Source organism: Anaerozeibacter quisquiliarum (assembly GCF_051162045.1).
Lineage (GTDB): Bacteria > Bacillota > Clostridia > Christensenellales > Aristaeellaceae > Anaerozeibacter > Anaerozeibacter quisquiliarum.
In genome coordinates, this window is record NZ_JBISDI010000051.1 from 1 (window position 1) to 24336 (window position 24336).

The following is a 24336-nucleotide window of genomic DNA, read 5'->3' on the forward strand; positions in this document are numbered from 1 at the left end:
CTCGCCGTGTTCCCGGCGCGGCGGTGTTCATTCACAACGGCTCCTACATAAGCCATGTGGGGTTCCTCTGGAAGCCTGTGACGAACGGCAAGCCCGAGGGCGACTGGTGGGTCATTGAAGCCAGGGGCGTCATGTACGGCGTGGTGGCCACGAAGCTGAACGCCCGTGGCTGGAACCGCTGGGGGCTCATGACAAAGTACTTCGAATATTCGGACGTCGGTCAAAGCGACGGGCAGGAGTCGGAATTCGTGCACCGCGAACTTTCCTACGGCGACACCGGCGCGGATGTAAAGGCGCTCCAAGAGGCGCTCATTTCGCTGGGTTTCTCCTGCGGCAAGTGGGGCGCGGACGGTGAATTTGGGAAAGCGACAAAGAGCGCGGTCGTCGCCTTTCAGACGGCGAGCAATCTGGACGCAGACGGTATCGTCGGACCCAAGACGGTGGCAGCGCTTAACGCCCTGCTCCCAGAGAGCGGCGAGGAGCCCGAAGCACCTGCCGATCCGGAACCCGCCAAACCGAAGATCAAGGTCACGGGCGGCTCGGTCTACCTGCGCACGCTACCGTCCACGTCCGGAGCCATCCGCGCCGTCGTCCATTTGGGAGACTTGCTGGAGAGCGCCGGGGACGCCGTGAACGGCTGGTTCCCGGTCGTCCGCGATGGCGAGGTGTGCTACATCTCCGGGAAGTATGCCGAGGTCTCGGCGACCTAAACCGCATAACTGCAGCACCAAGGCCGCGACTTGGCTCTTGCCATCTCGCGGCCTTTTTCTATTTCCCGCGCAAAATCCGTCGCTTGCCGTGGCTTACGGTGAAGGCATCTATCCGCCTTCGGAATGGAGGAAATGCTCATGACATTGGCACAGAAACAACAGATCACTGCCTTGCGCGGCAGGGGCGACAGTTATAAGATGATCGCCGCCGCGCTCGGCATACCCGTGAACACCGTGCAATCATACTGTCGCCGAAACAACCTGAGCGGCGATTGTACGATTGCGGGGCTTGAGACCGCAGACGCTACTGACGACGGGGATGTTTGCCCAAACTGCGGCCGTTTGCTGATCCATATATCGGGGGCAAAGCGCAAACGCTTCTGCTCCGACAGATGCCGGTCGGCATGGTGGAAGGCGCATCCGGAGGCGCTAAACCGCAAGGCGATATACCATTTCATCTGCCCGAAGTGCGGTATCGCGTTTGAGAGCTACGGTAACGCCCATCGCAAATACTGCTCCAGGGCGTGTCACGCCGACGCACGGAGGGGTTCGGCATGACCAGGGAAGAAGCGATCCTCCGCTACAAGGCAGCGATGGCGGTGTTCAAGAGCTGGCTCGCAGGCGGCCTGATCAGCGCCGATGATCTGTCGGCGATAGGCACAAAGCTTGCGCAAAAGTACGGGTTATCAACGCGGAGCATATATCTCGAACGTAACTTGCTATGTGGGGAAAACGGAGGCATATATGGTAGCGTGAAGGGGGGTTACCATGGACAGAAAGATTACGAAACTTGAACTCACGCCGCAGGTACTGACGCGCCGACGCACCGCCGCCTATGCCCGCGTTTCCTGCGGAAAAGACGACATGCTCCGCTCGCTCGCCGCGCAGGTCAGCTTCTACAGCGACTTGATCCAGCGCAGACCAGAGTGGGCGTATGCCGGCGTTTACGCCGATCAGGCAGAGACAGGCACGAAGGACAGCCGACCGGAGTTCCAGCGGCTGCTCGACGATTGCCGGGCGGGGAAGGTCGACTTCATCATTACAAAGTCGATTTCGCGCTTCGCCCGGAACACCGTCGACCTATTGCAGACCGTTCGCGAGCTCAAGGCGCTGGGCGTCGGCGTGTTCTTCGAAGAGCAGAACCTCGATTCGCTCTCAGGCGACGGGGAGTTGATGCTGACCATCCTCGCGGCATACGCGCAGGAAGAAAGCCGTTCAGTCAGCGAAAACTGCAAGTGGCGCATCCGCAAGGACTTCAAGGAAGGGAAGGCCGCGGGGCATATTCGCATCTACGGCTACGACTATCTGGCGGGCAAGCTGACGGTCAACCCGATTGAAGCCGAGGTGGTGCGGATGATTTTCGCCGATTACCTGAGCGGCATGGGCAGGAACGCCATCATGAAGAAACTGACCGTGCTCGGCATCCCCGCCAAGAATGGCGGACGCTGGTCGGAGAGCACGATCAATTCAGTCCTCACGAACGAGAAGATGATTGGCGACACTTGCCTTCAAAAGAGCTTCGTGACCAACCACCTCACCAAGCGCCAAAAACGCAATAAAGGCGAACTCGCGCGCTACTATGTCGCGGGGTCGCACGAGCCGATTGTCAGCACGGAGACCTTCAAGGCGGTGCAAGCCGAGATCGAGCGAAGGGCGGCAAAGGCAAAGCCGTCGCGGAAGCAGACGTTCGACGAGTTCACCGGTTTCATCCGCTGCGGTCGGTGCGGCGCGAACTTTCACAAGAAAATCAACGCTGCCGGCACGAAGTACGCCAAAACGACATGGGCTTGCGCGACATATACCAACCGTGGCAAGCATGAGTGCCCGGCAAAGCGGATCCCCGAGGACATCCTCAAGGCGAAGTGCGCCGAGGCGTTGGGGCTTGCCGAGCACGACCCTGCCAAGTTCAAGGCGAGAGTCGCGGAGATCATCGTTCCCGACGACGGCGTTTTGGTGTTTGCGTTTCGGGATGGCACTGAGCGGACGCTTACGTGGGAAAACCCATCGCGCCGGGAAAGCTGGACGGACGAGATGAGGTCCGCCGCGAGAGAGAAGTTCATGAAGGGAGAGTACAATGGCTAATGTACGGGTCATCCCCGCCCTCGCGCCCATCATCTCGGCACAGGAGCGGAATTCTGCGGTCAGAAGGCGCGTTACCGCCTACGCCCGCGTCAGCACCGACTCCGAGGAGCAGAAGACATCCTACGACGCGCAGGTGGACTACTACACAAAGCTGATCAAGAGTCATCCCGAATGGGAGTACAAAACCATCTATACGGACGAGGGTATATCCGCGGTCAATACCAAGCGGCGCGAAGGCTTCAACCAAATGATCGAGGACGGCTTGGCGGGCAAGTTCGACCTCATCATCACAAAGAGCGTCAGTCGGTTCGCGCGAAATACCGTGGATAGCCTGACCGCTGTTCGCAAACTGAAGGAAGTTGGCTGTGAGGTTTGGTTCGAGGAACAAAACATTTTTACCCTAGACAGCAAGGGCGAATTGCTCATCACCATCATGTCCTCGCTGGCGCAGGAGGAAAGCCGCTCCATCTCGGAGAACGTCACTTGGGGCAAGCGCAAGCGCATGGCTGACGGCAAGTTCACCTTGCCCTACAAGCAATTCCTTGGGTACGAGAAGGGCGAGAATGGCATGCCGCAGATCGTCCCCGCCGAGGCCGAGATTGTACGGCTCATGTTCAAACTCTACATGGAGGGAAAGACCTTCTCCGCCATCGCCAAGTATCTCGGCGACCGCGGCATACCGTCCCCGGCGGGTAAGAAAACATGGCAGCCGGCGGTGGTACAGTCCATCTTAACCAACGAAAAATACAAGGGAGACGCCCTCCTGCAAAAGACCGTGTGTGTGGACTTCCTTACCAAAAAGATGGTCAAAAACGACGGTAGGGTGCAGCAAGTCTATGTTGAGGATAGTCACCCCGCCATCATCGAGCCTGACGAATTCGACGCCGTACAGTTGGAGATTGAGCGCCGCAAGAACCTTGGAAGGCCCACAAGCTGCACAAGCGTCTTCGCCGCGAAGCTGGTCTGTGCCGACTGCGGCGGGTGGTTCGGCAAGAAGGTGTGGGGCAGCTACAGGGACGACAAAACCCGCCGCCGCGAGATCTGGCAGTGCAACGACAAGTATAAGCGGCGCGGCATTCCCGGCAATGGCTGCCAGACGCCGCACTTTACCGAGGAGGAAATCAAGGCGCGGTTCCTCGCGGCGTTCAATGACCTGATGGGAAATCGGAAAGGCTTGATCGAAGATTGCCGTCTCGCGCGGGGCGTCCTATGCGACACCACGACGATTGACGCCGAGCTCGACGCGGTGCGTAGCGAGCTTGAGGTGGTCGCCGAACTTTCCAGAAAGGAGATCTACGAAAACGCGCGCACCGCCCTAAGCCAGAGAGAGTGGAGCGAACGCAACAACGGCCACCTTGTGCGCCACCGGCAAGCATCGCAGCGGCTTGATGAGTTGGAAGCGCTCAAGCGCGAACGCCTCGGCAAGGGCAAAATCCTCGAAGGCTTCATCCGCGACATCCAGCGCCGCGAGCTTGCCATCACGGGATTTGACGAACAACTCTGGCTGGCGGTCATTGACCGGGTGAAGGTCGGCAGGGATGGGTCGATGACGGTCAGGTTTAAGAACGGGTCGACAGTAACGGTGTGATCGTCTACCAACATTTACGGCAATAGTTGCCGCATCGCCTTACCGAAAAGGCAGCGTGTAACCTCACCCGCCATCATCGATCCCATTCTTTATGTGGGGCGTGGGATATTTGCGGCTGTAGTGCTCTCCTCGACCAGGCGTTCATTATACAGCAGGACAGAAACGGCGCGTTCAGCCCAGCGTGGCGGGATCGAAGCCCGCTTCCGCATAACCCATGCGCAGGATGTTCATGTAGCATTCCGTCGGAGGGTCGTTTCTTTGCGTCTTTTCTTCGGTCATGATATATGCCATGACCGCAACGGACTTTCCGTTCAGCGTCGCAATGAAGTTCGTCTTGCGGTAATGCGTGGGGTAACCTTCGCGGCGGTCAAGCTCTGCTTCGTCACCTAGATTGATCTTCCAGAGGACAGCAGGGGTTCGCGCACCTTGCTCCTCTTGAATATCCGCGTAAAAGTGGAATTTCAGTCGCCAATCTTGTGCATAGATCGCGTCTAGGCGAATGGCGTCGGGGCAGCGCTCAAGCATCTGTTCTGTCCACATATTGCTGCCATAGGCGAGGTAAAGTCGGTTGCGAGGCTTGAGGATAGCGATCAGGGCTTCCCAATCTTCGGTGTAGTTGACATCCCAACCGGCGATGATCTTGCCATCCCTCCGAAGCGCTTCTTCCACGTCGTCAAGGCAGTTCCAGATCAACACATGGAATTTCGGGCAGATGTCAGGGGCTTCCGTCAGGAACTCCCGAAGCCCGCACTGTGCGAAGATCTTCAGAGCTTCAATCAAACCGGCCTCCGCATCGTAACCATGCCCACACAGGCCGCGCTCCATGCAAGCGGGAAGCGCCTTCTCCAAGATTGCGCGGTATTTATGGGCTTGTTCTGCACCCGCGGCAGCAAGGTATGCTCGTATGAAGATCGCCGCCGCCATATAGGTCGGCATGTAGCGATACGCAACACGGCAATCGCTTTCGAGCCTGCTGCTGTCGACAACGCCGAAAAACCCTTCGTTGTCTTGGAAAGCAGCGAGTTCTGTCAAGTAGTCAGGGGTGGCAAGCGCGGGATCCTCAACAGCATCGTGCAGATTCTTGAGGGTGTGTTCGAATGACTCAAGGTTCGGCCTGTCGGTGGGAAAGCGTCGGAAGCGGACGTTGGATACGGAGTTGCTGTTCGTCATGGCTGATGTCTCCTTCTCTTGATTATATTTTTGGATCGCCATGACTGTATTATCGCACATCTATAACGCCGGATCGTGTCACTTAATTGTCGAGTTTCATCGGTACGCTACTTGGCTCCAATCGATCTCAATCTCGGCAAGCGGCCTCTCGACTGTGCAATTTGCCTGGATATTACGGAAAGCCAACGTTTGCCTCAGATCATCGTAGCGCCGTACCATACACTTCCGCGTGATTCGGTCGCCGTCTCGCGTTGTATAGGTGATGTCAACCTCCGTTTGGCTTTTCAATAGATAGTGGATCGTGTGAACATACTCTTGATCCAATCGGTTCGCGGTCGCGTTTCCTCGAACGTGACGCCTGCCCAGAAGTGGAATTACTCTTTCCTCCGCGTAATCCGTCAGCTGGTTGTATATGCTTTCAAAGATACCGCCATACACGGGATCGTCCACGCGCTCTTCGAGCAGCTTTAGTAAGGCGGTAAGCTCAGTCAGATTGAGCGCAAGAAAAATCGGATGAACGGTGGATTGGTATGACTTCAACGAATGGCTTTCTGTGGTTTCCTCAATCCGGATGGTTGTGCCCAAAACATTGATTCCATCACGCAAGTCTTCGAGATCTCGCTGAATCGTCCGAATGTATGATTGATCGCAACCGGGCTTAAAGCACTCAGCAATCTCGGCGGTTCTCATCTTCTTTCCGTGAAGAAGCCTCAGGATTTCGATCCGTCGGCCGAGCGGATCGCGCTTATATCGCGGCGGTTCGTTGTTTGGTATTTTTCTTCTCATCACTCTGTTCCCCTCATTTCGTGAACTGTTGGTTATAGAACTCCATAACTGGTGGCCTTATTATTCTAACGTCGGATGAACATATTGTCAACAAAACCACGCCTCTCACGCGCCTTTTTGGTGCGTCAGCGGGGGCACCTTTTTGCCAAAGTAGAATCGTGCTATTTGAACACCTTTGGCCGAAAAGGAGTGTGCAAATTTGACGATTCCCCTGAAAAGCAGCCGAAAAACAGGGTGAGTTCGAATCCCGACGGCTGCACGGAGCCTGCATTTTGGCTGTCATAAAATGATACAATTAGAAAGCCCAATGCCTGAAAAGCCTTTGTTTGCTGGGTTTCTGGCAAAGGAAAAACCATCTATCGAGTTTATCAATAGATGGTTTCATTTTTGGTGTAGCTTAGGGGATTCGAACCCCTGACCTCTACGATGCGGACGTAGCGCGCTACCAGCCGAGCTATGCCCCCCCGCATTATTCCATTTTAACTTATACAAACCGAGTGGTTGCTAAGGAATTTACACTGCTGTTTCTGAAACCGTACTGCATGCTATACTAAATTCTATTGACGGCCCGAACCGCTCCCGCCCCCTCGCAATCGCCCGCCTCGCTTGACAAAACCGATCCAGAAGGGTAGTATTAAGTGGCCGGCGGGGCGACCCGCGCGGCGGACAACTGAATGGGGAAGCAGGGTGAAATTCCCTCGCAAGTGCGTTGCCGTTACAGCCGGATCGCCATGTTGCATATTCTTTGCGGACACCGAAGGATATGGCTTGAGATGTTATGCGTCTCCTTGCTGACCTTCGGCCTGCGCCGGAGGCTTTTTTGATGGAATCGCCGCGCAAAAACGTGGGGGGCAGGCTGCTTCGATGCGGCTACACGACGGGCGCCTGCGCCGCGGCCGCGGCCAAGGCCGCCACGCGCATGCTGCTGTCGGGCGAGCGCGTTGCCTGCGTGTCGCTGCCCACCCCCAAGGGGATACTGCTGAGCATCGACGTGCTCGACGCGCACGTCGATGCGCGTTTCGCCCGCTGCGCCATCCGCAAGGACGGCGGCGACGATCCCGACGTGACGGGCGGCATGCTCGTCTACGCGCAGGTCGAAAAGATCCCCGCGGGCGTGCGCATCGAGGGCGGGCAGGGCGTGGGGCGCGTGACGAAGCCCGGCCTCGACCAAGGCGTGGGCGAGGCGGCCATCAACTCCACCCCGCGCCGGATGATCGTCGAGGCCGTGGAATCGGTGTGTGCGGCTTGCGGCTACGCGGGCGGCATCTGCGTGCGCATCTGCGTGCCGGGCGGGGAAGAGCTGGCCCGGCGCACCTTCAACCCGCGCATGGGCATCGAGGGCGGCATCTCCATCATCGGCACGACCGGCATCGTGGAGCCCATGAGCAACGCCGCGCTCGTCGACACCGTCCGGCTGGAGCTGCGCCAGCTCGCGGCCACGGGCGCGCAGCGCGTGCTGCTCACGCCCGGCAACTACGGGCAGGCCTTCGCGGCCGAAACGCTGGGGCTGCCGATGGAGGCGCACATCGCCTGCTCGAACTTCATCGGCGACGCCATCGACGCCGCCGTGGAGCTCGGCTTCCGGCGCATCCTGCTGATCGGTCATATCGGCAAGCTGGTCAAGCTGGGCCTTGGCATCACCAACACCCACTCCGCGAACGGCGACGGGCGCATGGAGACGCTGATCGCCTGCGCGCTGGAGGCGGGCGCGGAGCTTACGCTGCTGCGCGAAATCGCCGCCTGCGTCACGGCGGACGCGGCGCTTGCGCTGCTGCGCGGCGCGGGGCTGCTCGAACGGACGATGAACATCCTCGGCGCGCGCATCGAGGCCACGCTGCGGCGGCGCGTGCCCGAGGGGATTGAAATCGGCTACCTCTGCTTTACGAACGCGGGCGACCTGGGCGGCGTGCTGGCGCAAAGCGACAACGCCGAAGCGCTGATGCATATTTGGAGGAAAGGCGCATGATCTACTTTGTGGGCGCGGGCTGCGGCGCGGCGGATCTGATTACGGTGCGGGGCGCGGCGCTTTTGCATAAGGCCGACGCGATCATCTACGCGGGCTCGCTGGTGAGCCCCGCGCTGCTGGACTACGCGAAGCGCGATTGCGCGGTGTTCAACAGCGCCGCGATGACGCTGGACGAGGTGATCTCGGTGATGGAGCGCATGGAGCGCTCGGGCAAGGCGACCGTGCGGCTGCACACCGGCGACCCCTGCCTCTACGGCGCGATCCGCGAGCAGATGGACCGGCTCGAGGCGCTGGGCATCGCCTTCGAGGTCTGCCCCGGCGTGTCGAGCTTTTGCGGCGCGGCGGCGGCGCTCAAGGCCGAATACACGCTGCCCGCCGTCAGCCAGAGCGTCGTCATCACGCGCATGGCGGGCAGGACGCCGGTGCCGGAGCGCGAGCGCATCCGAAGCCTGGCCGCGCATCGCGCCACGATGGTGATCTTCTTGAGCGCGGGGCTGACCGAGGATTTGCAGGCGGAGCTGCTCGCGGGCGGCTATGCGCCCGAAACGCCCGCCGCCATCGTCTACCGGGCGAGCTGGCCCGATGAAAAGGTGGTGCGCTGCACCGTGGGGACGCTCCGCCGCGCGGCCGTGGAGAGCGGCGTCTCCTGCCATGCGCTCATCACCGTGGGCGACTTCCTGGGCGGCGATTACGAGCTTTCCAAGCTCTACGATCCCGCGTTCACCACCGCCTTCCGGCAGGGGACTGAGCCATGAGGGTGGGCATCCTCGCCTTCAGCGAAAGGGGCCTGGCGCTGGGCGAGCGGCTGGCGGGGCTGCTCGGCGACGGCACCGCGGCGGAGCGCTGCGGCGACGGCGCGCTGGCGGCGTGGACGCGGGCGCATTTCTCGTCGGACGACGCGCTCGTGTTCATCGGCTCGGCGGGCCTCGCCGTGCGCGCGATCGCGCCCCATATCCAAAGCAAGGCGACCGACCCCGCCGTGGTCGTGGCGGACGAGCTGGGCACGTACGCCGTCTCGCTGCTCTCGGGGCATTTGGGCGGCGCGAACGAGCTGGCGGTGAAGGTCGCTCGGCTCCTCGACGCCATCCCCGTCGTCACCACCGCCACCGACGTGCACGGCATATTCGCCGTGGACAGCTGGGCGAGGCGGCGGGGGCTCGCGATTGAAAACCCCGAGCGCATCAAGCGGGTGTCCGCGCGCCTGCTCTCGGGCGCAACCGTAACGCTCAAAAGCGAATTCCCCGTCGAGGGCGCGCTGCCCGATGGGATCGAACTGACCGACGGCCCGGCCGACATCCTCGTGACCCATCGCATGGGCGGCAGGGCAGAGGCGCTGCGCCTCGTGCCGCCCGTGGTCGCGCTCGGCGTCGGCTGCAAAAAGGGTGTGAATGCGGAGGTTATCGAATGCGCCTTTTCGATGATGCTGGACAAGGCTCGCTGCCTGAGCGCCGCCGTCGCGCGGGTGTGCAGCATCGATTTGAAGGCGAACGAGCCCGGCATTGTGGCGTTTTGCCGCCGCCGCGCGCTGCCCTACCGCACGTTCTCGGCGGAGGAACTGGCGGCCGTTCCCGGCAAATTCGAGGGTTCCGCCTTCGTAAGGTCGGTGACGGGCATCGACAATGTATGCGAGCGCAGCGCCGTGCTGGGCTGCGGCGAGGGTGGCGTGCTGCTGTCGGGAAAAAACGCGGGCAACGGCGTGACCATGGCGCTTGCCGTCGAGCCGTACGCGCTGCGCTTCGGCGAGGGAGCGAGGGCATGAGTAAGCTGTTTGTCGTCGGCATCGGCCCCGGCGACGCCGAGGGAATGACAGCCGCCTGCCGCTGTGCCATCGAGCGGGCGGACATCGTCGTGGGTTACACGACATACATCGAGCTGATCGGGCCCCTCTTCCCCGAAAAGCCGACCTTTGCCACGCCGATGCGCAGCGAAACGGAGCGCTGCAAAAAGGCGCTGGCGCTGGCCGCCGAGGGCAGGACCGTGGCGGTCGTTTGCAGCGGCGACGCCGGCGTCTATGGCATGGCGGGACTCGTGCTGGAACTGAGCGGGGCATACCCCAATGTGGAAATCGAGATCGTCCCCGGCGTCACGGCGGCGCTGGCGGGCGCGGCCATCCTGGGCGCGCCGCTGACGCACGACTTCGCCGTCATCAGCCTCTCCGATCTGCTCACGCCCTGGGCATTGATCGAAAAGCGCCTCGCCTGCGCCGCCGAGGGGGATTTTTGCATCGCGCTCTATAACCCGTCGAGCAAAAAGCGGGCGGATTATCTCAAAAGGGCCTGCGACGTGTTGCTGCGGCACAAATCGCCCGACACGCTGTGCGGCCTGGTGCGCAACATCGCTCGCGAAGGGGAGGGAAAGGCGCTGATGACGCTTGCGGCGCTTCGCGATGCCTCGGTCGACATGTTCACCACCGTGTTCATCGGAAGCGCCGATACGCGGGCAATCGCGGGCAGGATGGTGACGCCGAGGGGGTATCGCCTTGACTGAGATCGTGCTGTTCGGCGGCACGAGCGAGGGCCGCGAGCTGGCCGCCCTGTTGAAGGCGCGAAACATCCCCGCGCTCATCTGCGTGGCGACCGAATACGGGGAGTCGCTGCTGGATGCGGGCGGCAGCGTGGAGGTGCACAGGGGGCGGCTGGACGAGGGCGCGATGGCCGCGCTGATGGCGCGGCGCGGCGCGCGCCTCGCAATCGACGCGACGCACCCCTACGCGGACGCCGTGAGCCGCAACATCCGTGCCGCCTGCGAAAGCGCGGGCGTCGAGTACCTGCGCGTGCGGCGCGAGCGCGCCGCGGGGGACGGCTACCGGACCTTCGACACGGTGGAGGCGCTGATTGCCTGGCTCAACGCCGTCGATGGTATAGTTTTTTCCGCGCTCGGGGCGAAGGAGGCCGAGGCGCTCACCGCCGTGGCGGAATTCGAGCGCCGCGTCTGGCTGCGCATTTTGCCCTTTGAAGAGGGGCTGGCCGCCTGCCGCCGGGCGGGCTTCCCCGCGGCGCACATCATCTGCATGCAGGGGCCGTTTTCGGAGGAACTCAACATCGCCATGTTCCGCGCGGCGGGGGCCGGCATACTCGTCACCAAGGAATCGGGCGCGGCGGGCGGCTTCGCGCAAAAGCTTAAGGCGGCGCGCGCCTGCGCAATGACCGTGGCTGTTTTGAAGCGCCCCGACGGGGAAGAGGGGCTTACCTTGGAGGAAGTGAAGAAAAGGATCGAGGGCGGCGAGCGATGAAAAGCGTGACCATCGTCGGCATCGGCATGGGGGCGGAGACGATAACGGCCGAGGGCCTGCGCGCCGTCGAGCGGGCGCAAGCGCTGCTCGGCGCGCCGCGCGTGCTGGGCGCGTTTCCCCGCGAGGACAGGCCGGTTTATCCCGCGTACGCGCCGGACAAGGTGCGGGAAATTGTCGAAAAGAGCGGCCTTGAGCGCTTCGCCGTGCTCGTTTCGGGCGACACCGGCTTTTTCAGCGCCGCCGAAGGGCTGGCCTTTGCGCTCGCGGCATACGACGTTCGGCTCATCCCGGGCATTCCCTCCATTGCCTGTTTCTTCGCCAGGCTCAAGCGCCCCTGGCAGGAGGCGGCGATTTTGAGCTGCCACGGCCGGGCGGCGAATTTCACGGACGCCGTGCGCCGCAACCGCCTGACGTTCGCGCTCACGGGCGGCAATGTGGACGCGCTCGCGCGCTCGCTTGCGGACGCCGGCCTTGGGGGCCTCGCGGCGACGGTGGGCGAAAACCTCGGCACGGAAGGCGAGCGCATCTTCACGCTGCCCGTCGGTGAGCTTGCGCGAACGCCCGTCGGCAAACTGGCGGTGCTGCTGGTGGAGAACCCGGACGCCGACGCGCGCGTGCGCTTTGGCATCCCCGACGAGGCATTCCTACGCGGCGATGCGCCGATGACGAAGGCCGAGGTGCGCGCCGTGAGCATGAGCCGCCTCGCGCCGGACCCCGGCGCGATTTGCTGCGACATCGGCGCGGGCACGGGCTCCGTCACGGTGGAAATGGCGCTCGCCGCCTATGCCGGCCATGTCTACGCCGTCGATCAAAAGGAGGAGGCCGTCTCGCTGATCGCGGAAAACTGCCGGCGCTTCCACATCGGCAACGTCACGCCGATCCTGGGCGGCGCGCCCGAGGCGCTGGAAGAGCTGCCCCCGCTCGACGCGGCCTTCGTCGGCGGCAGCGGCGGCGCGATGGCGGGTATATTTGAAGCGATTTTGTCGAAGAACCCGTCCGCGCGCGTCGTGGTGAACGCCGTCGCGCTGGAGACGCTGAACGCGGCGCTGGCGGCGTTCAAGGCGCATGGCATCGCGCCCGAGATCATACAGCTCGGCGCCGCGCGGGCGAAGAACGCGGGCGGCCTCAACATGATGCTGGCGCAGAACCCCGTGTTTATCCTCTCCGGCGGAGGTAGATCATGAACGACCGCATACTGATCGCAGGCACAAACTCGGGCTGCGGTAAGACCACCGTCGCCCTGGCGCTGCTGGGCGCGCTTCAGACGCGGGGGCTTCCGCTCGCCGCGTTCAAGTGCGGGCCGGATTACATCGACCCCATGTTCCACCGCGAGGCGCTGGGGCTGCCCAGCCGCAACCTCGACCCGTTCTTCTGCGCGGACGATCAGCTTCGCGCCGCGCTCGCGGGGCACAGCGGCAGGCTTTCGGTGATCGAGGGCGTGATGGGCTACTACGACGGCGTGGGCGCGCGGGGCGCGTACAGCACCTATGACGTGGCACGCTCGACCGAGACGCCCGTGCTCCTCGCGGTGGACGTCCGGGGCATGTACGGTTCGGCGGGCGCGATTCTGCGCGGCTTTCGGGACTTCAAGCGCGAAAGCCATGTGCGCGGCGTGATCTTCAACGGCGCGTCGCCGGCGCTATACGAGGGCCTGAAGCAAATCGCCTTGGACGCCGGCGTCGCGCCGCTGGGCTTCCTGCCGCGCGAGGAGGCGCTCTTAATCGGCAGCCGCCACCTGGGGCTGGTCACCGCCGCCGAGATCGACGATTTGCGGGAAAGGCTGCGCGCGCTGGGGGCGCTGGCGGAACAACACATCGACCTGGACGGCGTGCTGGCGCTCGCGGCCTCCGCGCCCGCGCTGCATGAGCAGGCGCAGCCGGTAAGCCCCGTCGCCGACGTACGCGTGGCGGTGGCGCGGGATCGCGCGTTCTGCTTTCTCTATGAGGAGAACCTGGAGCTGCTGCGCGCGCTCGGCTGCGAGCTGTGCTTTTTCAGCCCGCTCGGCGACGGCGCGCTGCCCGAGAACGTCGGCGCGCTGTACCTGCCGGGCGGCTACCCGGAATTGCACCTCGAGGCGCTGTCGGGCAACGCCGCCATGCGCCGCGCCGTGCGGGTTGCCGTAGAGCGCGCTCTGCCCACGATCGCGGAGTGCGGCGGGTTTCTCTATCTGCACGACACGCTCGACGGCTTTCCGATGGCGGGCGTCGTCCGCGCCGCGGCGTACAGAACCGAAAAGCTTAAGCGCTTCGGCTATGCGACGCTGACGGCGAAGGCGGACAACCTGCTCTGCGAGCGGGGTGAGCGCATCCGCGCGCACGAGTTCCACTATTACGAAAGCGACGACTGCGGGGCGGGCTTTCGCGCCGAAAAGCCGGACGGGCGTGCCTGGGACTGTGTCCACGCCGGCGAAAGCCTCTGGGCGGGCTTCCCGCACCTGTATTTCCCCGCGAATGTGCGCCTTGCGCGGCGCTTCGTGAGAAAGGCGAACGACTATGCCGCCGGGCATGCCGCCGACGGACGCGCGTTCGCGGCAGAGGGAGGTTCCGCGTGTTCATAGCGCCCTTTACGCTCGCCCTCTGCGCGGGCTTTCTGCTCGATCTGCTGCTCGGCGACCCCCGGGGCTGGCCGCATGTCGTGCGCGGCATCGGCCGGCTCATTTCGGCCTTGGAAAAGGCGCTCTATCCGATGCGAAACAAGCGCCTTGGGGGGCTTCTGCTCGTTTTCTTCGCCTTGCTCGTCTGCACCGTTTTGCCCGGCGCGCTGCTGGCGCTTCTGTGGCGGCTGTCGCCGTGGGCGTACTTCGCCGCGGAAGCGCTGCTGTGCTGGCAGGTTCTGGCGCTCAAGAGCCTGAAGGACGAGAGCCGCGAGGTGTACGGCGCGTTGGCCGGCGGCGATCTGCCCGCCGCGCGCCGCGCGGTCTCGATGATCGTCGGCCGCGATACGGCGCCATTGGACGCGGCAGGCGTGGCCCGCGCCGCCGTGGAGACTGTGGCGGAGAACGCCTCCGACGGCGTGATCGCGCCGCTTGTGTATCTTGCGCTCGGCGGCGCGGTATTCGGCACGTTCTACAAGGCCGTCAACACGATGGACTCGATGATCGGCTACAAGAACGAGCGCTACATCGACTTCGGCCGCGCCGCCGCGAAGCTCGACGACGCGATGAACTTTTTCCCCTCGCGCCTGAGCGCGCTCACGATGATCGGCGCGGCGCGGCTCTGCGGCCTCGACGCCAAGGGCGCGCGCCGCATCTGGAGGCGCGACCGCCTGAACCACGCAAGCCCCAATTCCGCGCAGACGGAATCCGTCATGGCCGGAGCGCTGGGCGTGCGCCTGGCGGGAGACGCGTACTATTTCGGGAAACTCCATGAAAAGCCGTGTATCGGCGACGACCTCAGGCCCATCGAACCCGAGGACATCCTCCGCTCGCACCGGCTGCTCAACGCGGCCGCGGCGCTGGTGTTCGTGCTGGCGCTGATTTTGAGGGGGTGTCTGTATGCCGCGCTATGAGCACGGCGGCGATCGCTACGCAAACGCGGGCATATCGCTCGATTTTTCCATCAACGTGAACCCGCTCGGCGCGCCCGAAGCCGCGAAGCGGGCGGTCATCGAGCAGACCGATGCCTTCGCGCGCTATCCCGACCCGCGGTGCCGGGCGCTGCGGGAGGCGCTCGCGCGCAAACACGACGTCGCGCCGGAGGCCATCCTCTGCGGCAACGGCGCGTCGGATCTGATCTTCCGCGCGTGCGCCTGCCTCAAACCCAGGCGGGCGCTGACGCTCGCGCCGACCTTTTCCGAATACGAGCGCCCCGCGAAGCTCTTTGGCGGCGAGGTGCGCGAACACCGCTTGCGCGAAGCGGACGGCTTTATGCTGACGGAGGAGGTTCTCTCGGCGCTCACGCCCGACATCGATCTGTTCTTTCTCTGCAACCCCAACAATCCCACGGGCAGATTGGCCGCGCCCGACCTCCTGCGCCGCGTCGCCGGTGCCTGCGCCGAAAACGGTACGCTGCTGATGGTGGACGAATGCTTCATGGAATTCACGCAGGGAGCTTCGATGCTGCCGCTGCTCAGGGCGTGTCCGAACCTGCTCATCCTGCGCGCCTTTACGAAGTTCCACGCCCTCGCGGGGCTGCGTCTTGGCTACCTGCTGGGCGATGCGGCGCTGCTCGCCCGTGTCGCGGACTTCGCTCCGGCATGGAGCGTCTCCGCGGCGGCGCAGGCGGCGGGCTTGGGGGCGCTGGCGGAACCCGGCTGGGCCGAGCGCACGCGGGAAGTCGTGCGGGCTGAACGGGCGTTCATGGAGTCGGGGCTCGCGGCGCTGGGCCTCGCTTCGTTCCCCTCCGACGCGAACTTCCTGCTGTTCAAAAGCCCCGTGCCGCTCTTTGAGCCGCTGAAAGCGCGCGGCATCCTCGTTCGCAACTGCGGAAATTTTACCGGACTGGATGAACGCTTCACCCGCGTCGGGCTGAAGACACGCGAGGACAACGCGACGCTGCTGCGCGCCATCCGGGAGGTGCTTTATGGCTAAGGCCATTATGGTGCAGGGAACCATGTCGAGCGCCGGCAAGAGCCTGCTCTGCGCGGGGCTCTGCCGGGTCTTTATGCGGGACGGCTACCGCGTCGCGCCCTTCAAGAGCCAGAACATGGCGCTCAATTCCTTCATCACCGGCGAGGGGCTCGAGATGGGCCGCGCGCAGGCGGTGCAGGCGGAGGCGGCGGGCGCGGAGCCGGACGTGCGCATGAACCCCATACTCTTAAAGCCCGTCACCGACATGGGCTCGCAGGTGATCGTCATGGGCGAGGTGCGCGGCAGCATGGGCGCGCGCGAATACTACGCCATGAAGCACGCGCTGATGCCGGACATCGCGGCGGCCTACGATTCCCTCGCCGCCGAATACGACGTCATTGTGATCGAGGGCGCGGGCAGCCCCGCCGAGATCAATTTGAAAAAAGGCGACTTCGTCAACATGGGCATGGCGAAGCTCGCGAAAGCGCCGGTGCTGCTGGTGGGCGACATCGACCGCGGCGGCGTGTTCGCGCAGCTCTTCGGCACGATCGCGCTGCTCGATGAGGACGAGCGGGACATGGTCAAGGCCACGGTCATCAACAAGTTCCGCGGGGACGTGAAGCTGCTGGGCGACGGGCTTGCGATGCTCGAAAACCTCACCCAAAAGCCCGTGGCGGGCGTACTGCCCTACCTCGACGTGGACATCGACGACGAGGACAGCCTTTCCGAACGGCTGACGCGCAGGCGGGAGGGCGCGGTGCTGGACATCGCGGTCGCGCATCTTCCGCGCCTCTCCAACTTCACCGACTTTGCCGCGCTGGAGGCGACCCGGGGCATCGGCGTGCGCTATGTCCGTTCGCCCGCGGAGCTGGGTGCGCCCGATCTGGTGGTGCTGCCCGGCACGAAGAACACCATTTCCGATTTGAAGTGGCTGCGGCAGTGCGGCCTTGAGGCGGCGATCAAGAAGCTTTGCGCGCGGGGGGCGCCCGTCTTCGGCGTGTGCGGCGGCTATCAGATGCTGGGGGAACGCATTTCGGACGCCGGGGGCGCGGAGGGCGGCGGCGAGATCGACGGCATGGGGCTGCTGCCGGTTGTAACCGCGTTCACCGCCGAGAAGCGCCGCACGCGCGTCGCGGGCGGCATCCTCGACGTACGGGGCGCGCTGGCGGCCATCGGCGGCGCGCGGGTTACGGGCTACGAGATCCACATGGGGCGCACGACGCTCCGCGAAGGCGCGCAGCCGCTGATCCGGCTGGAGAACGGGGCGACGGACGGCTGTCAGGCGGGCGATGTCTACGGCACCTATCTGCACGGCTTCTTCGATGCCGCCCCCTGCCGCGAGGCGCTGCTGGGCGCGCTCTGCGCGAGAAAGGGCGTTTCCCTCGAGGCGGGCGCCTTCGACCTGAAAGCCTACAGGGAGGGCCAGTATGACGCGCTGGCGCGGGCCGTGCGCGAACACCTCGACATGGCGCTGATCCATAGAATTCTGGAGGCGGGACTATGAAGATCGAGATGGAAGACGTGTTGCCCGAGCAGATCGAGCGCCGCAGCTTCGAGATCATCGAAGGAGAACTGCCCCATCCGCTCGATCCGGCGCTCGCGCCCATCATCAAGCGCGTCATCCACACCACGGCGGACTTCGACTACGCCGATTCGCTGTACTTCTCCGAAAGCGCCGTGCCGATCGCGCTCGCGGCGCTCAAGGCCGGCGCGCCCATCGTCACCGATACAAACATGGTCAGGGCAGGCATCAACAAGCCCGCGCTCGAGCGTTTGGGCGGCGAGGCGTACTGCTTTATGCAGGATGCGGACGTCGCCGCCGCCGCCCGGCGAAACGGCACCACCCGCGCCGCCGCGTCGATGGACAAGGCAGCCACGCTGGACATCTCCACGATTTTCGCCATCGGCAACGCGCCCACGGCGCTCGCGCGCCTGTGCGAGCTGATCGGCGAGGGGAGGATACGGCCCGCGCTGATTATCGGCGTGCCGGTCGGCTTCGTCAACGTGGTACAGGCCAAGGAGCGTATCATGCAGACCGCCGTCCCCTGCATCGTCGCCCGCGGGCGCAAGGGCGGCAGCAATGTCGCCGCCGCGATCGTCAACGCGCTGATGTACATGCTGACGAGGGAGCCATAAGCGCGATCCATTCGTGCCGCGCACGTCAACGGCGCGGGTCAAGCGGGACGCCGGCGCGGAAGCGGGCCTTTTTGCGGAAGGTGGATGCGGAGGCTTTCCATAGAGCTTTGGGAGGCAACGCCAAGTCCGCCCGTCCTTGCGCTCTGGCGAAGCAGCAGCCGCATGGCAAGCGGCATCGCGCCGCAAAACAACGCATGTGTGCACAGCGCAGCGAGCGAAAAGGCCACCGGGCCGTCCTATGTATCCCTCTTCGCCAAGGCTGCCTTCCGCCGCGCGATCAGCGCTTCCAGTTCGTCCAGAACCGCCAGGTCGGCCGCCTCGCCGTCGAGCAGGCCGGCGAAGATTTGCGGGGCGGGCACATTCCTGCGCAGGCTGTGAAACTGAGACACAAACGCGTCGAACATGGCGTTTATGGCCTGCGCGGCGGGCTTGTAATTGCGGCACAGCACCTTGCCGCTGTACACGATGTCGGCCACCTCGATGAAACCCTTCTTCAGCAGCGAGCGCAACACGCTCTGCACCGTGTTGATGTTGAGCGCCGCTTCCCGCGCGACCATCTCCGCGGCGGTCAGCGCCCGATCCGAATCCATGAGCAGTTCCAGAATCTCCTGCTCCTTGCTCGTCAACCTCGTTGGCATGGGTCAGCACTCCTTCCATGACATGGGCCACACGTGCAGTATATATTCATTGTCTTTGCTTGTCAATACATTTTTTTTAAGGGGCTACTTGACGAGCCGGCGGGGAGGCGGTAGGCCGATGGCGCAAGAAACAAAAGCGGCATAACCATAATAAATCATGAATAGAGAATGCGGATTTGGCGACAGAGAAATGGAAGGGGGATACCTTTGCCGTCGCCGGCAGGGACTTGTACGCCATTGACCAAAATGCGCAGGAGAAAGGGCCTGTGTCACTTGGCATGCGGGTCGATGATGCCGGCTGATTGCCCGATCGCGTCACAAGATCCACATGCTTGGCCTACGAAAGGAGCGCCATTCATGGCGTTGCCAGGAAGCGTGCGCCGGACGCCGGGAAACAACAAACGGGACTGTGCGGGATTTAAGAACCGTTTGGATTTGAAATATGGAAGCAACCATGTCGTTGCATTTGGAGAGGGCGGCGGCGTCTCGACCCGGGCATTGCAGCCTGGAATGCGCTGCATTCCTGAAAAACGCTTGACATAGCAATGCTGCGCCCGCGCATTTTGCAGAAACGGTCGCACGAAAAGTCATCTCGCCAGCCGCCGCCCGAATCGATCAGTGGGTACCTAGACGGGTATCCACTCGCCGACCCACTGTTGCGTCGATTCGTTAAAAAGTCGCTTGTGAAGTTTGCCATCAATGTATTTGTAGCGCCATACAAGTGTCGGAGCGCGGAGGACTACTTCCTCGGCCTTTGCCGGCGAAGTGCCCAAATTATGGACGGCCGGGTTTTCAACGAATAAGAGCCCGGAACACAAAACAGCCATCAACGCAACCGCGAAAAGCTTCCTCACCAAATTGTTCATACGCCCGCCTCCTCCAAGTTGTCGAATACCGGGAACTGCGCAAACTCTTCCGGGATATCATCAAGCGGCCCCATGTAATTCCCATCCATGTACAAGGAGTACCCCTGATTGGCGTGCCGCACCAAGAAAAACGCTCCGTCATCGAGCCCAAAGGTATCGGCCTGAATGTCATCGGGAATGCCACCGCGCGGCTCAAAAACGACGAAGGTGGACAGCACGACAGCCGCAACGAGCAGCAGCGTCAGGGCGCGGAACAGCGGCGCGCCCTGCCCGGGATCCAAGACGAGCTTGAAGCGCTCCTTGAGCACATTGGCCTTGCGCTCCGCAAAGCTGACCGCGAGCGGGGCCGCCGCCTTCTGGTTTGCCCTTGAGATTTTCAGCAGGCATTCCAGGTATTCGACTTTCGCGGCTTCATGGAGCGACTGCGTCGCGCGCTGGTCCGCCCGGAATTCCAGCGCCGACGCGACCTGCTTTCGGAGCGTGCCGATGAAGGGCACCCACCAGCACAGCGTGCACACGCATTCCACAAGCAGCTTGATCCAAACGTCGCCCGACGCGACGTGGAACAGCTCGTGGCGCAGGATGAGCCCGCGCTCCCGCCCGGTCATTGGCATCCCCGGCATGACGATGCGCGGCCTGATGAAGCCGACGGTCAGCGCGTTTATGGACGCCGGATCGGTGACGCAACGCACCCGGCGCGCGCGGCCCATGCCGTCGGTGTAGGGCAGAAAAGTGGCATCGGGCAGCGAATCCAGATACTTGACGTATCGGCCTTGGGTGTAAAACAAGCGCCCGATGCGCGCCGAGGCAACCAACCCGGCAACCCAAAGAAGCAAGTGATAGGGTGCAAAGCCGAATCGGCCGGATTGAGACAAGGGTCGATGCAGGAACGCCGCGACGTCGGCGTAGAATCCGGACAGGTTGACGGTCCTCGTGAACCCCCACTCGAAGGGCAGCAGCAGACGCATCGCGAGCGAGGCGGAGCACAGGATCATCGAGGTAATGCCAAGTACGCCCATCCTTGCGGGGTGACGAAACAGCAGCCGCATGGCAAGCAGCATCGCGCCGCAAAACAACGCATGCGTGCACAGCGTAGCGAACGAAAAGGCCACCGGGTTGCCCCCCTTATGTGTATCCTCGACCTTTATGTATCCCTCTTCGCCAAGGCCGCCTTCCGCTGTGCGATCAGCGCTTCCAGTTCGTCCAGAACCGCCGGCTCGGCCGCCTCGCCGTCGATCAGGCCGGCGAAGATTTGCGGGGCGGGCACATTCCTGCGCAGGCGGTGGAACTGCGAGACAAATGCGTCGAATGTGGCTTCCGTGGCCTGCGCGGTGGGCTTGTAGTTGCGGCATAGCACCTTGCCGCTGTACACGATGTCGGCCACCTCGATGAAACCCTTCTTCAGCAGCGAACGCAACACGGTCTGCACCGTGTTGATGTTGAGCACCGCGTCCCGCGCGACCATCTCCGACGCGGTCAGCGCCCGATCCGAATCCATGAGCAGTTTCAGAACCTCCTGCTCCTTGCTCGTCAACCTCGTTGGCATGGGTAAGCACTCCTTCCATGGCGCGAGCCACATGTACAGTATAGATTCATTGTATTTGTTTGTCAACGCACTTTTTTGATGAAGCAGCTTGAAAAGTTGGTGATGAGGTGGTAAACTATGGATGTGGATAATAATTATATTGATCCGGCCAAACGTTTATATTGAAAAATTGCCTGAACGGCCGCTCAAACACTCGACGGTCAACCGGATTTGCCGGCAATTCACCCTGCGGGGCGCTACGCGAGGGTTGATTGGAATAATTCCGGGAAGAGGCGATTGGCGCAGGCGTAGGGATATTACGGGGCTTCCATTAAGTGCTACACGATCAACAATACAGGGGAGGCCATCGCCCTTTCATCGGCGTCTTCCATAATTGCAAGCGCATAAGGGGGTGCATACTGTGAGGAACACACCGGATTCATGGTCATTATGGGCGCGCGCCGCGGCCTGTTTCGCACTGATCGCGTACGTATTGACGGGCTGCGTTTCCACCCCGCCCGCCATCGAGCAGGACGGCATATCGCGCGGGATGACGGGCGCGGAACAGCGAACCCAAAACCTGGTCGAAGCAAATCGCTCGCCCCTCGCCTCTGTGCTGGCCGAGGATGGACGCGAAATCCGCGAGGTGCTCGCCGGGGCGGACGGTACGCGGATGAAGATCGACGCGCGGGTCTGCGTCGCCCGGGCGGATCGCGTCGAAAGCTTTGATTTGGTCACCGCCGAGCCGGACGCCGAGCTCGCCAAATCGGTGTTTTTCGCGAACGCCCTGGATCTTGTCGCGTTGGAGCCGCTTGAAGACCCCGAACCCGGCAGGCAGCTGTGGACAGTCCGTACCCCCCATCCGCGCGACGAATTCGGTACATTCATCGCGACGTATGACCAGACCGTCAACGAAGGAGAATCCTACTTCTCCTATGCTTTCAATTCTGATATTGTTGAGAATCCCTATAGGGAATTGACGCCGATCCCCATCGAGACACTGGATATGGAACACGCTGGGGCGGCGCTGAAGGATATCCTGCAACGCTTCTCCATCCCGGATTTCTCAACGGTGTACAGCATGGAAGATGAATCGTCGATCCACCTTTTATTTGCCCCGCGGTTTACCCCTTTGCCGCTGATGCCGCCCGGCAAGCAGGAAAGCGGCATCAAGTATGCCGCGGGGTTTTCGGAACGCGGCCTGTTCTACTTGACCGTAGGCCCTTACGTAAAACCCGGCAATGTCACGCCGATCGACGGCCTGCTGTCGGTGGATCAGGCGCTGGGGATCGTCCGTGAGAACCTGGGGATGGAGCTGATTCCCTATAAGGGCAAGCCCATCGACGGGATAACGCTTTGCCACGAGTATCGCTACGACGAATCCGCCGGTCTGTACCGGGCGCATCCGGTGTGGTATTTCCACATGGAGGAGGAGCCGGTGCGCGATGTGGACTATGGCGAGGGGGACGGCTCCGAGCCGGTTCGCACCGATTTCACGCGCTACACCTCGTCCTTTGCGGTGGACGCGGCGACCGGGGTGCTGTGCGCCGTCACGGAAGAGGAGCTGTGGGATGACGACTGATCTGCGCATGTCCCTGGGCAACAAGTGGCTATACCTGACCTGCCTCGTGGTGTTTTGCGTGCTGCTTCGCCCCTGCATAGAACCGCTCACGCCTTTGATCGACGGTCGGGCGGACATAGACTATATTACGCTCACCGCCCATCGTTCCATGTTCAGCGGGCTCATGCCCTTCGCCGTGCTGTTCTGCGTCATCCCCTACGCGTGCTCCTTCTTCGATGAGATGAAGAGCGGCTTTACCCGGTCCGCACTGCTGCACACGACCAGGAGGCGTTACATTGCGGGCAAGCTGCTCGCCGTGACCGTCTCCGGCGCGCTGGCGCTGGCCATTCCCTACGCGCTGACGGGCGCGATCGGCTACGCGCTGTGCCAGCCGGTCGTCGCGCCGCAGGTACCGGATTTCTATGTGGACACCAGTTGGGAACCGGTGCTGGCGCGATGGGGCGGCGAATCAATGCTGCTGCTTCAGGTGTTGCTCGCCGGGCTTTACGGCGCGGTGTGGTCGCTTTCGGGGCTTTTCTGCTCATGCCTGTTGGCACCGCCTGACCGCGATCGTCGTCCCGTTCGTGGGCTATCAGACCATCTGGACGCTGTTCATGGGTTCCAGGTATTGCCCGCTCCTGTACCTGACCGCGGACTATGCCGTGCTGCCGTCGATCGGATTCGTTTTGTCGATGCAGGCGCTGTATCTGTCCGTATTCCTGATCCTGAGCTATGCGGGCATGAAGTGGCGGTGTCGGTATGCATAATGTACGCAAGGTGGCGCGCATGATCTCCATGCAGTGCTCCGTCTGGCCCCGAAAGCCCATCTTCCTTCTGGGGCTGCTGCTGGGCGTCAATTTCGCCTTCGCGCCCACATTCAATTTTGGGCGCGCCGCGCTGGCCATCGGCGCGTCGGCCCAGGTGTTCGAGCCCTACATTTTGATGGCGTCCGAGGCCTACATCTGCCTGCCGCTGACGCTGGGCCTTTTGATGATGCTGTCCGACGCGCCCTTTACCTCCGAGCACATCTCCTGCGTGGGGCTGCGCGTCACGCGCGTTCAATGGGTCGCGGCGCAATGCCTGTACGTGCTCATCAGTTGTGTTGTCTACCAGGCGGTCATCTTGGCCTTTACGCTGCTGCTCACGGCGGGCAACGGCTATGTGGGCAACGTATGGAGCACCGCGCTTTTGCGCATCGCAAAGGACATGAACTTCGGCTCAAGGTACGCGCTGAGTTTTTCGCACCCTCAGTTCCTGGCGCGTTACGCGCCGCATCAGGCGCTGGCCATCAGCTTCGCGCTGCAGACCGCCTACGGATTTGTGCTGTCGATGGCCATGTTCTTCCTGAACCTCATGTTTCATCGCGGGGTCGGCATCGCCGCGGCGCTGCTGCTGCACCAATTGGGTTACATCTTTATCCGCGACGGCGCGATGTTCACCAACCAATTCCTGTCGCTGATGGCGCACGCGCTCGCCGCGCGGCACGCGCATTTGCCGGGCGGGGGCATGCCCACGCTTGCGCAGTCGGCCGCCGTGTTGGCCGCCGCGTCGCTTGCCCTCGTATTTTTG

24 protein-coding genes and 1 riboswitch are annotated in these 24336 nt (G+C 62.8%); of the genes, 18 read left to right on the forward strand and 6 right to left on the reverse strand.

Annotated elements, in window-relative coordinates:
• The 4 genes from ACH6CV_RS16520 to ACH6CV_RS16535 all read left to right on the forward strand — a co-directional run.
• Window positions 1–710, forward strand: a 710-nt coding sequence (locus tag ACH6CV_RS16520) for a peptidoglycan-binding protein (RefSeq protein ID WP_456359319.1), incomplete at its 5' end; no start/stop codon positions are given.
• 554 nt (window positions 711–1264) lie between these two features.
• Window positions 1265–1504, forward strand: a complete 240-nt coding sequence (locus ACH6CV_RS16525; RefSeq protein ID WP_456359320.1) for an SHOCT domain-containing protein — start codon at window positions 1265–1267, stop codon at window positions 1502–1504.
• On the forward strand, window positions 1479–2792 hold the full coding sequence (locus ACH6CV_RS16530; RefSeq protein WP_456359321.1) for a recombinase family protein: 1314 nt from the start codon (window positions 1479–1481) through the stop codon (window positions 2790–2792). The genes ACH6CV_RS16525 and ACH6CV_RS16530 overlap by 26 nt, the downstream gene beginning before the upstream one ends.
• Window positions 2785–4380, forward strand: coding sequence for a recombinase family protein (locus tag ACH6CV_RS16535; RefSeq protein ID WP_456359322.1), 1596 nt, complete (start codon window positions 2785–2787; stop codon window positions 4378–4380). Before ACH6CV_RS16530 ends, ACH6CV_RS16535 begins: the two co-directional genes overlap by 8 nt.
• Window positions 4381–4551: 171 nt before the next feature.
• On the opposite strand, the gene ACH6CV_RS16540 is transcribed toward ACH6CV_RS16535, so the two are convergent.
• Both ACH6CV_RS16540 and ACH6CV_RS16545 read right to left on the reverse strand, forming a co-directional pair.
• On the reverse strand, window positions 4552–5550 hold the full coding sequence (locus tag ACH6CV_RS16540; RefSeq protein WP_456359323.1) for a gamma-glutamylcyclotransferase family protein: 999 nt from the start codon (window positions 5548–5550) through the stop codon (window positions 4552–4554).
• A 96-nt stretch (window positions 5551–5646) separates the two neighbouring features.
• Window positions 5647–6339, reverse strand: coding sequence for a hypothetical protein (locus tag ACH6CV_RS16545; RefSeq protein ID WP_456359324.1), 693 nt, complete (start codon window positions 6337–6339; stop codon window positions 5647–5649).
• 657 nt (window positions 6340–6996) lie between these two features.
• Window positions 6997–7076, forward strand: a riboswitch (adenosylcobalamin-variant (AdoCbl-variant) riboswitch).
• An 83-nt stretch (window positions 7077–7159) separates the two neighbouring features.
• Between ACH6CV_RS16545 and cbiD the strand changes: the two genes are divergently transcribed.
• The 11 genes from cbiD to ACH6CV_RS16600 are packed head-to-tail and all read left to right on the forward strand — an operon-like array spanning window position 7160 to window position 18177.
• On the forward strand, window positions 7160–8302 hold the full coding sequence (cbiD, locus tag ACH6CV_RS16550; RefSeq protein ID WP_456359325.1) for a cobalt-precorrin-5B (C(1))-methyltransferase CbiD: 1143 nt from the start codon (window positions 7160–7162) through the stop codon (window positions 8300–8302).
• Window positions 8299–9057 carry a precorrin-4 C(11)-methyltransferase gene (gene cobM, locus ACH6CV_RS16555; RefSeq protein WP_456359326.1) on the forward strand — a complete coding sequence of 253 codons (759 nt, stop codon included), beginning with the start codon at window positions 8299–8301 and terminating at the stop codon, window positions 9055–9057. Before cbiD ends, cobM begins: the two co-directional genes overlap by 4 nt.
• Complete coding sequence (locus ACH6CV_RS16560; protein WP_456359327.1) at window positions 9054–10061, forward strand: cobalt-precorrin 5A hydrolase; 1008 nt, start codon at window positions 9054–9056, stop codon at window positions 10059–10061. Before cobM ends, ACH6CV_RS16560 begins: the two co-directional genes overlap by 4 nt.
• A complete protein-coding gene (cobJ, locus tag ACH6CV_RS16565) occupies window positions 10058–10789 on the forward strand; it encodes a precorrin-3B C(17)-methyltransferase (protein ID WP_456359328.1) in 732 nt (243 codons plus the stop codon). The genes ACH6CV_RS16560 and cobJ overlap by 4 nt, the downstream gene beginning before the upstream one ends.
• Complete coding sequence (gene cobK / locus ACH6CV_RS16570) at window positions 10782–11534, forward strand: precorrin-6A reductase (protein WP_456359329.1); 753 nt, start codon at window positions 10782–10784, stop codon at window positions 11532–11534. Before cobJ ends, cobK begins: the two co-directional genes overlap by 8 nt.
• On the forward strand, window positions 11531–12718 hold the full coding sequence (gene cbiE / locus ACH6CV_RS16575) for a precorrin-6y C5,15-methyltransferase (decarboxylating) subunit CbiE (protein ID WP_456359330.1): 1188 nt from the start codon (window positions 11531–11533) through the stop codon (window positions 12716–12718). The genes cobK and cbiE overlap by 4 nt, the downstream gene beginning before the upstream one ends.
• On the forward strand, window positions 12715–14091 hold the full coding sequence (locus tag ACH6CV_RS16580) for a cobyrinate a,c-diamide synthase (RefSeq protein ID WP_456359331.1): 1377 nt from the start codon (window positions 12715–12717) through the stop codon (window positions 14089–14091). The genes cbiE and ACH6CV_RS16580 overlap by 4 nt, the downstream gene beginning before the upstream one ends.
• On the forward strand, window positions 14082–15041 hold the full coding sequence (cbiB, locus tag ACH6CV_RS16585; protein WP_456359332.1) for an adenosylcobinamide-phosphate synthase CbiB: 960 nt from the start codon (window positions 14082–14084) through the stop codon (window positions 15039–15041). Before ACH6CV_RS16580 ends, cbiB begins: the two co-directional genes overlap by 10 nt.
• Complete coding sequence (gene cobD / locus ACH6CV_RS16590; RefSeq protein WP_456359333.1) at window positions 15028–16062, forward strand: threonine-phosphate decarboxylase CobD; 1035 nt, start codon at window positions 15028–15030, stop codon at window positions 16060–16062. The genes cbiB and cobD overlap by 14 nt, the downstream gene beginning before the upstream one ends.
• The gene (locus ACH6CV_RS16595) at window positions 16055–17545 is read left to right on the forward strand and encodes a cobyric acid synthase (RefSeq protein ID WP_456359334.1); all 1491 of its coding nucleotides are present in this window, start codon (window positions 16055–16057) and stop codon (window positions 17543–17545) included. The genes cobD and ACH6CV_RS16595 overlap by 8 nt, the downstream gene beginning before the upstream one ends.
• Window positions 17542–18177, forward strand: coding sequence for a precorrin-8X methylmutase (locus ACH6CV_RS16600; RefSeq protein ID WP_456359335.1), 636 nt, complete (start codon window positions 17542–17544; stop codon window positions 18175–18177). The genes ACH6CV_RS16595 and ACH6CV_RS16600 overlap by 4 nt, the downstream gene beginning before the upstream one ends.
• Window positions 18178–18413: 236 nt before the next feature.
• Here the strand turns inward: ACH6CV_RS16600 and ACH6CV_RS16605 are convergent, their stop codons facing one another.
• The 4 genes from ACH6CV_RS16605 to ACH6CV_RS16620 all read right to left on the reverse strand — a co-directional run bounded on the left by ACH6CV_RS16605 (window position 18414) and on the right by ACH6CV_RS16620 (window position 21227).
• Window positions 18414–18815, reverse strand: coding sequence for a BlaI/MecI/CopY family transcriptional regulator (locus ACH6CV_RS16605; protein ID WP_456359336.1), 402 nt, complete (start codon window positions 18813–18815; stop codon window positions 18414–18416).
• 626 nt (window positions 18816–19441) lie between these two features.
• On the reverse strand, window positions 19442–19681 hold the full coding sequence (locus ACH6CV_RS16610; protein ID WP_456359337.1) for a hypothetical protein: 240 nt from the start codon (window positions 19679–19681) through the stop codon (window positions 19442–19444).
• Window positions 19678–20793, reverse strand: a complete 1116-nt coding sequence (locus tag ACH6CV_RS16615; protein WP_456359338.1) for a M56 family metallopeptidase — start codon at window positions 20791–20793, stop codon at window positions 19678–19680. Before ACH6CV_RS16615 ends, ACH6CV_RS16610 begins: the two co-directional genes overlap by 4 nt.
• Before the next feature lie 32 nt (window positions 20794–20825).
• A complete protein-coding gene (locus tag ACH6CV_RS16620; RefSeq protein ID WP_456359339.1) occupies window positions 20826–21227 on the reverse strand; it encodes a BlaI/MecI/CopY family transcriptional regulator in 402 nt (133 codons plus the stop codon).
• Between the two features lie 400 nt (window positions 21228–21627).
• Between ACH6CV_RS16620 and ACH6CV_RS16625 the strand changes: the two genes are divergently transcribed.
• From ACH6CV_RS16625 to ACH6CV_RS16635, 3 genes are all read left to right on the forward strand, one after another.
• Window positions 21628–22788, forward strand: a complete 1161-nt coding sequence (locus ACH6CV_RS16625) for a hypothetical protein (RefSeq protein ID WP_456359340.1) — start codon at window positions 21628–21630, stop codon at window positions 22786–22788.
• Window positions 22778–23557 (forward strand): hypothetical protein, encoded by a 780-nt coding sequence (locus ACH6CV_RS16630; RefSeq protein ID WP_456359341.1) that lies wholly within the window; start codon window positions 22778–22780, stop codon window positions 23555–23557. The genes ACH6CV_RS16625 and ACH6CV_RS16630 overlap by 11 nt, the downstream gene beginning before the upstream one ends.
• On the forward strand, window positions 23527–24336 hold an 810-nt coding region (locus ACH6CV_RS16635; protein ID WP_456359342.1), incomplete at its 3' end, for a hypothetical protein. The genes ACH6CV_RS16630 and ACH6CV_RS16635, both read left to right, overlap by 31 nt.

Excerpts from the sequence above, each read along its gene's own strand:
- ACH6CV_RS16525 (WP_456359320.1), top strand. The coding sequence starts at position 1,265 with ATGACCAGGGAAGAAGCGATCCTCCGCTACAAGGCAGCGATGGCGGTG.
- ACH6CV_RS16530 (WP_456359321.1), top strand. The coding sequence starts at position 1,479 with ATGGACAGAAAGATTACGAAACTTGAACTCACGCCGCAGGTACTGACG.
- ACH6CV_RS16535 (WP_456359322.1), top strand. The coding sequence starts at position 2,785 with ATGGCTAATGTACGGGTCATCCCCGCCCTCGCGCCCATCATCTCGGCA.
- ACH6CV_RS16540 (WP_456359323.1), bottom strand. The coding sequence starts at position 5,550 with ATGACGAACAGCAACTCCGTATCCAACGTCCGCTTCCGACGCTTTCCC.
- cbiD (WP_456359325.1), top strand. The coding sequence starts at position 7,160 with ATGGAATCGCCGCGCAAAAACGTGGGGGGCAGGCTGCTTCGATGCGGC.
- cobM (WP_456359326.1), top strand. The coding sequence starts at position 8,299 with ATGATCTACTTTGTGGGCGCGGGCTGCGGCGCGGCGGATCTGATTACG.
- ACH6CV_RS16560 (WP_456359327.1), top strand. The coding sequence starts at position 9,054 with ATGAGGGTGGGCATCCTCGCCTTCAGCGAAAGGGGCCTGGCGCTGGGC.
- cobJ (WP_456359328.1), top strand. The coding sequence starts at position 10,058 with ATGAGTAAGCTGTTTGTCGTCGGCATCGGCCCCGGCGACGCCGAGGGA.
- cbiE (WP_456359330.1), top strand. The coding sequence starts at position 11,531 with ATGAAAAGCGTGACCATCGTCGGCATCGGCATGGGGGCGGAGACGATA.
- ACH6CV_RS16580 (WP_456359331.1), top strand. The coding sequence starts at position 12,715 with ATGAACGACCGCATACTGATCGCAGGCACAAACTCGGGCTGCGGTAAG.
- cobD (WP_456359333.1), top strand. The coding sequence starts at position 15,028 with ATGCCGCGCTATGAGCACGGCGGCGATCGCTACGCAAACGCGGGCATA.
- ACH6CV_RS16595 (WP_456359334.1), top strand. The coding sequence starts at position 16,055 with ATGGCTAAGGCCATTATGGTGCAGGGAACCATGTCGAGCGCCGGCAAG.
- ACH6CV_RS16600 (WP_456359335.1), top strand. The coding sequence starts at position 17,542 with ATGAAGATCGAGATGGAAGACGTGTTGCCCGAGCAGATCGAGCGCCGC.
- ACH6CV_RS16605 (WP_456359336.1), bottom strand. The coding sequence starts at position 18,815 with ATGCCAACGAGGTTGACGAGCAAGGAGCAGGAGATTCTGGAACTGCTC.
- ACH6CV_RS16610 (WP_456359337.1), bottom strand. The coding sequence starts at position 19,681 with ATGAACAATTTGGTGAGGAAGCTTTTCGCGGTTGCGTTGATGGCTGTT.
- ACH6CV_RS16620 (WP_456359339.1), bottom strand. The coding sequence starts at position 21,227 with ATGCCAACGAGGTTGACGAGCAAGGAGCAGGAGGTTCTGAAACTGCTC.
- ACH6CV_RS16630 (WP_456359341.1), top strand. The coding sequence starts at position 22,778 with ATGACGACTGATCTGCGCATGTCCCTGGGCAACAAGTGGCTATACCTG.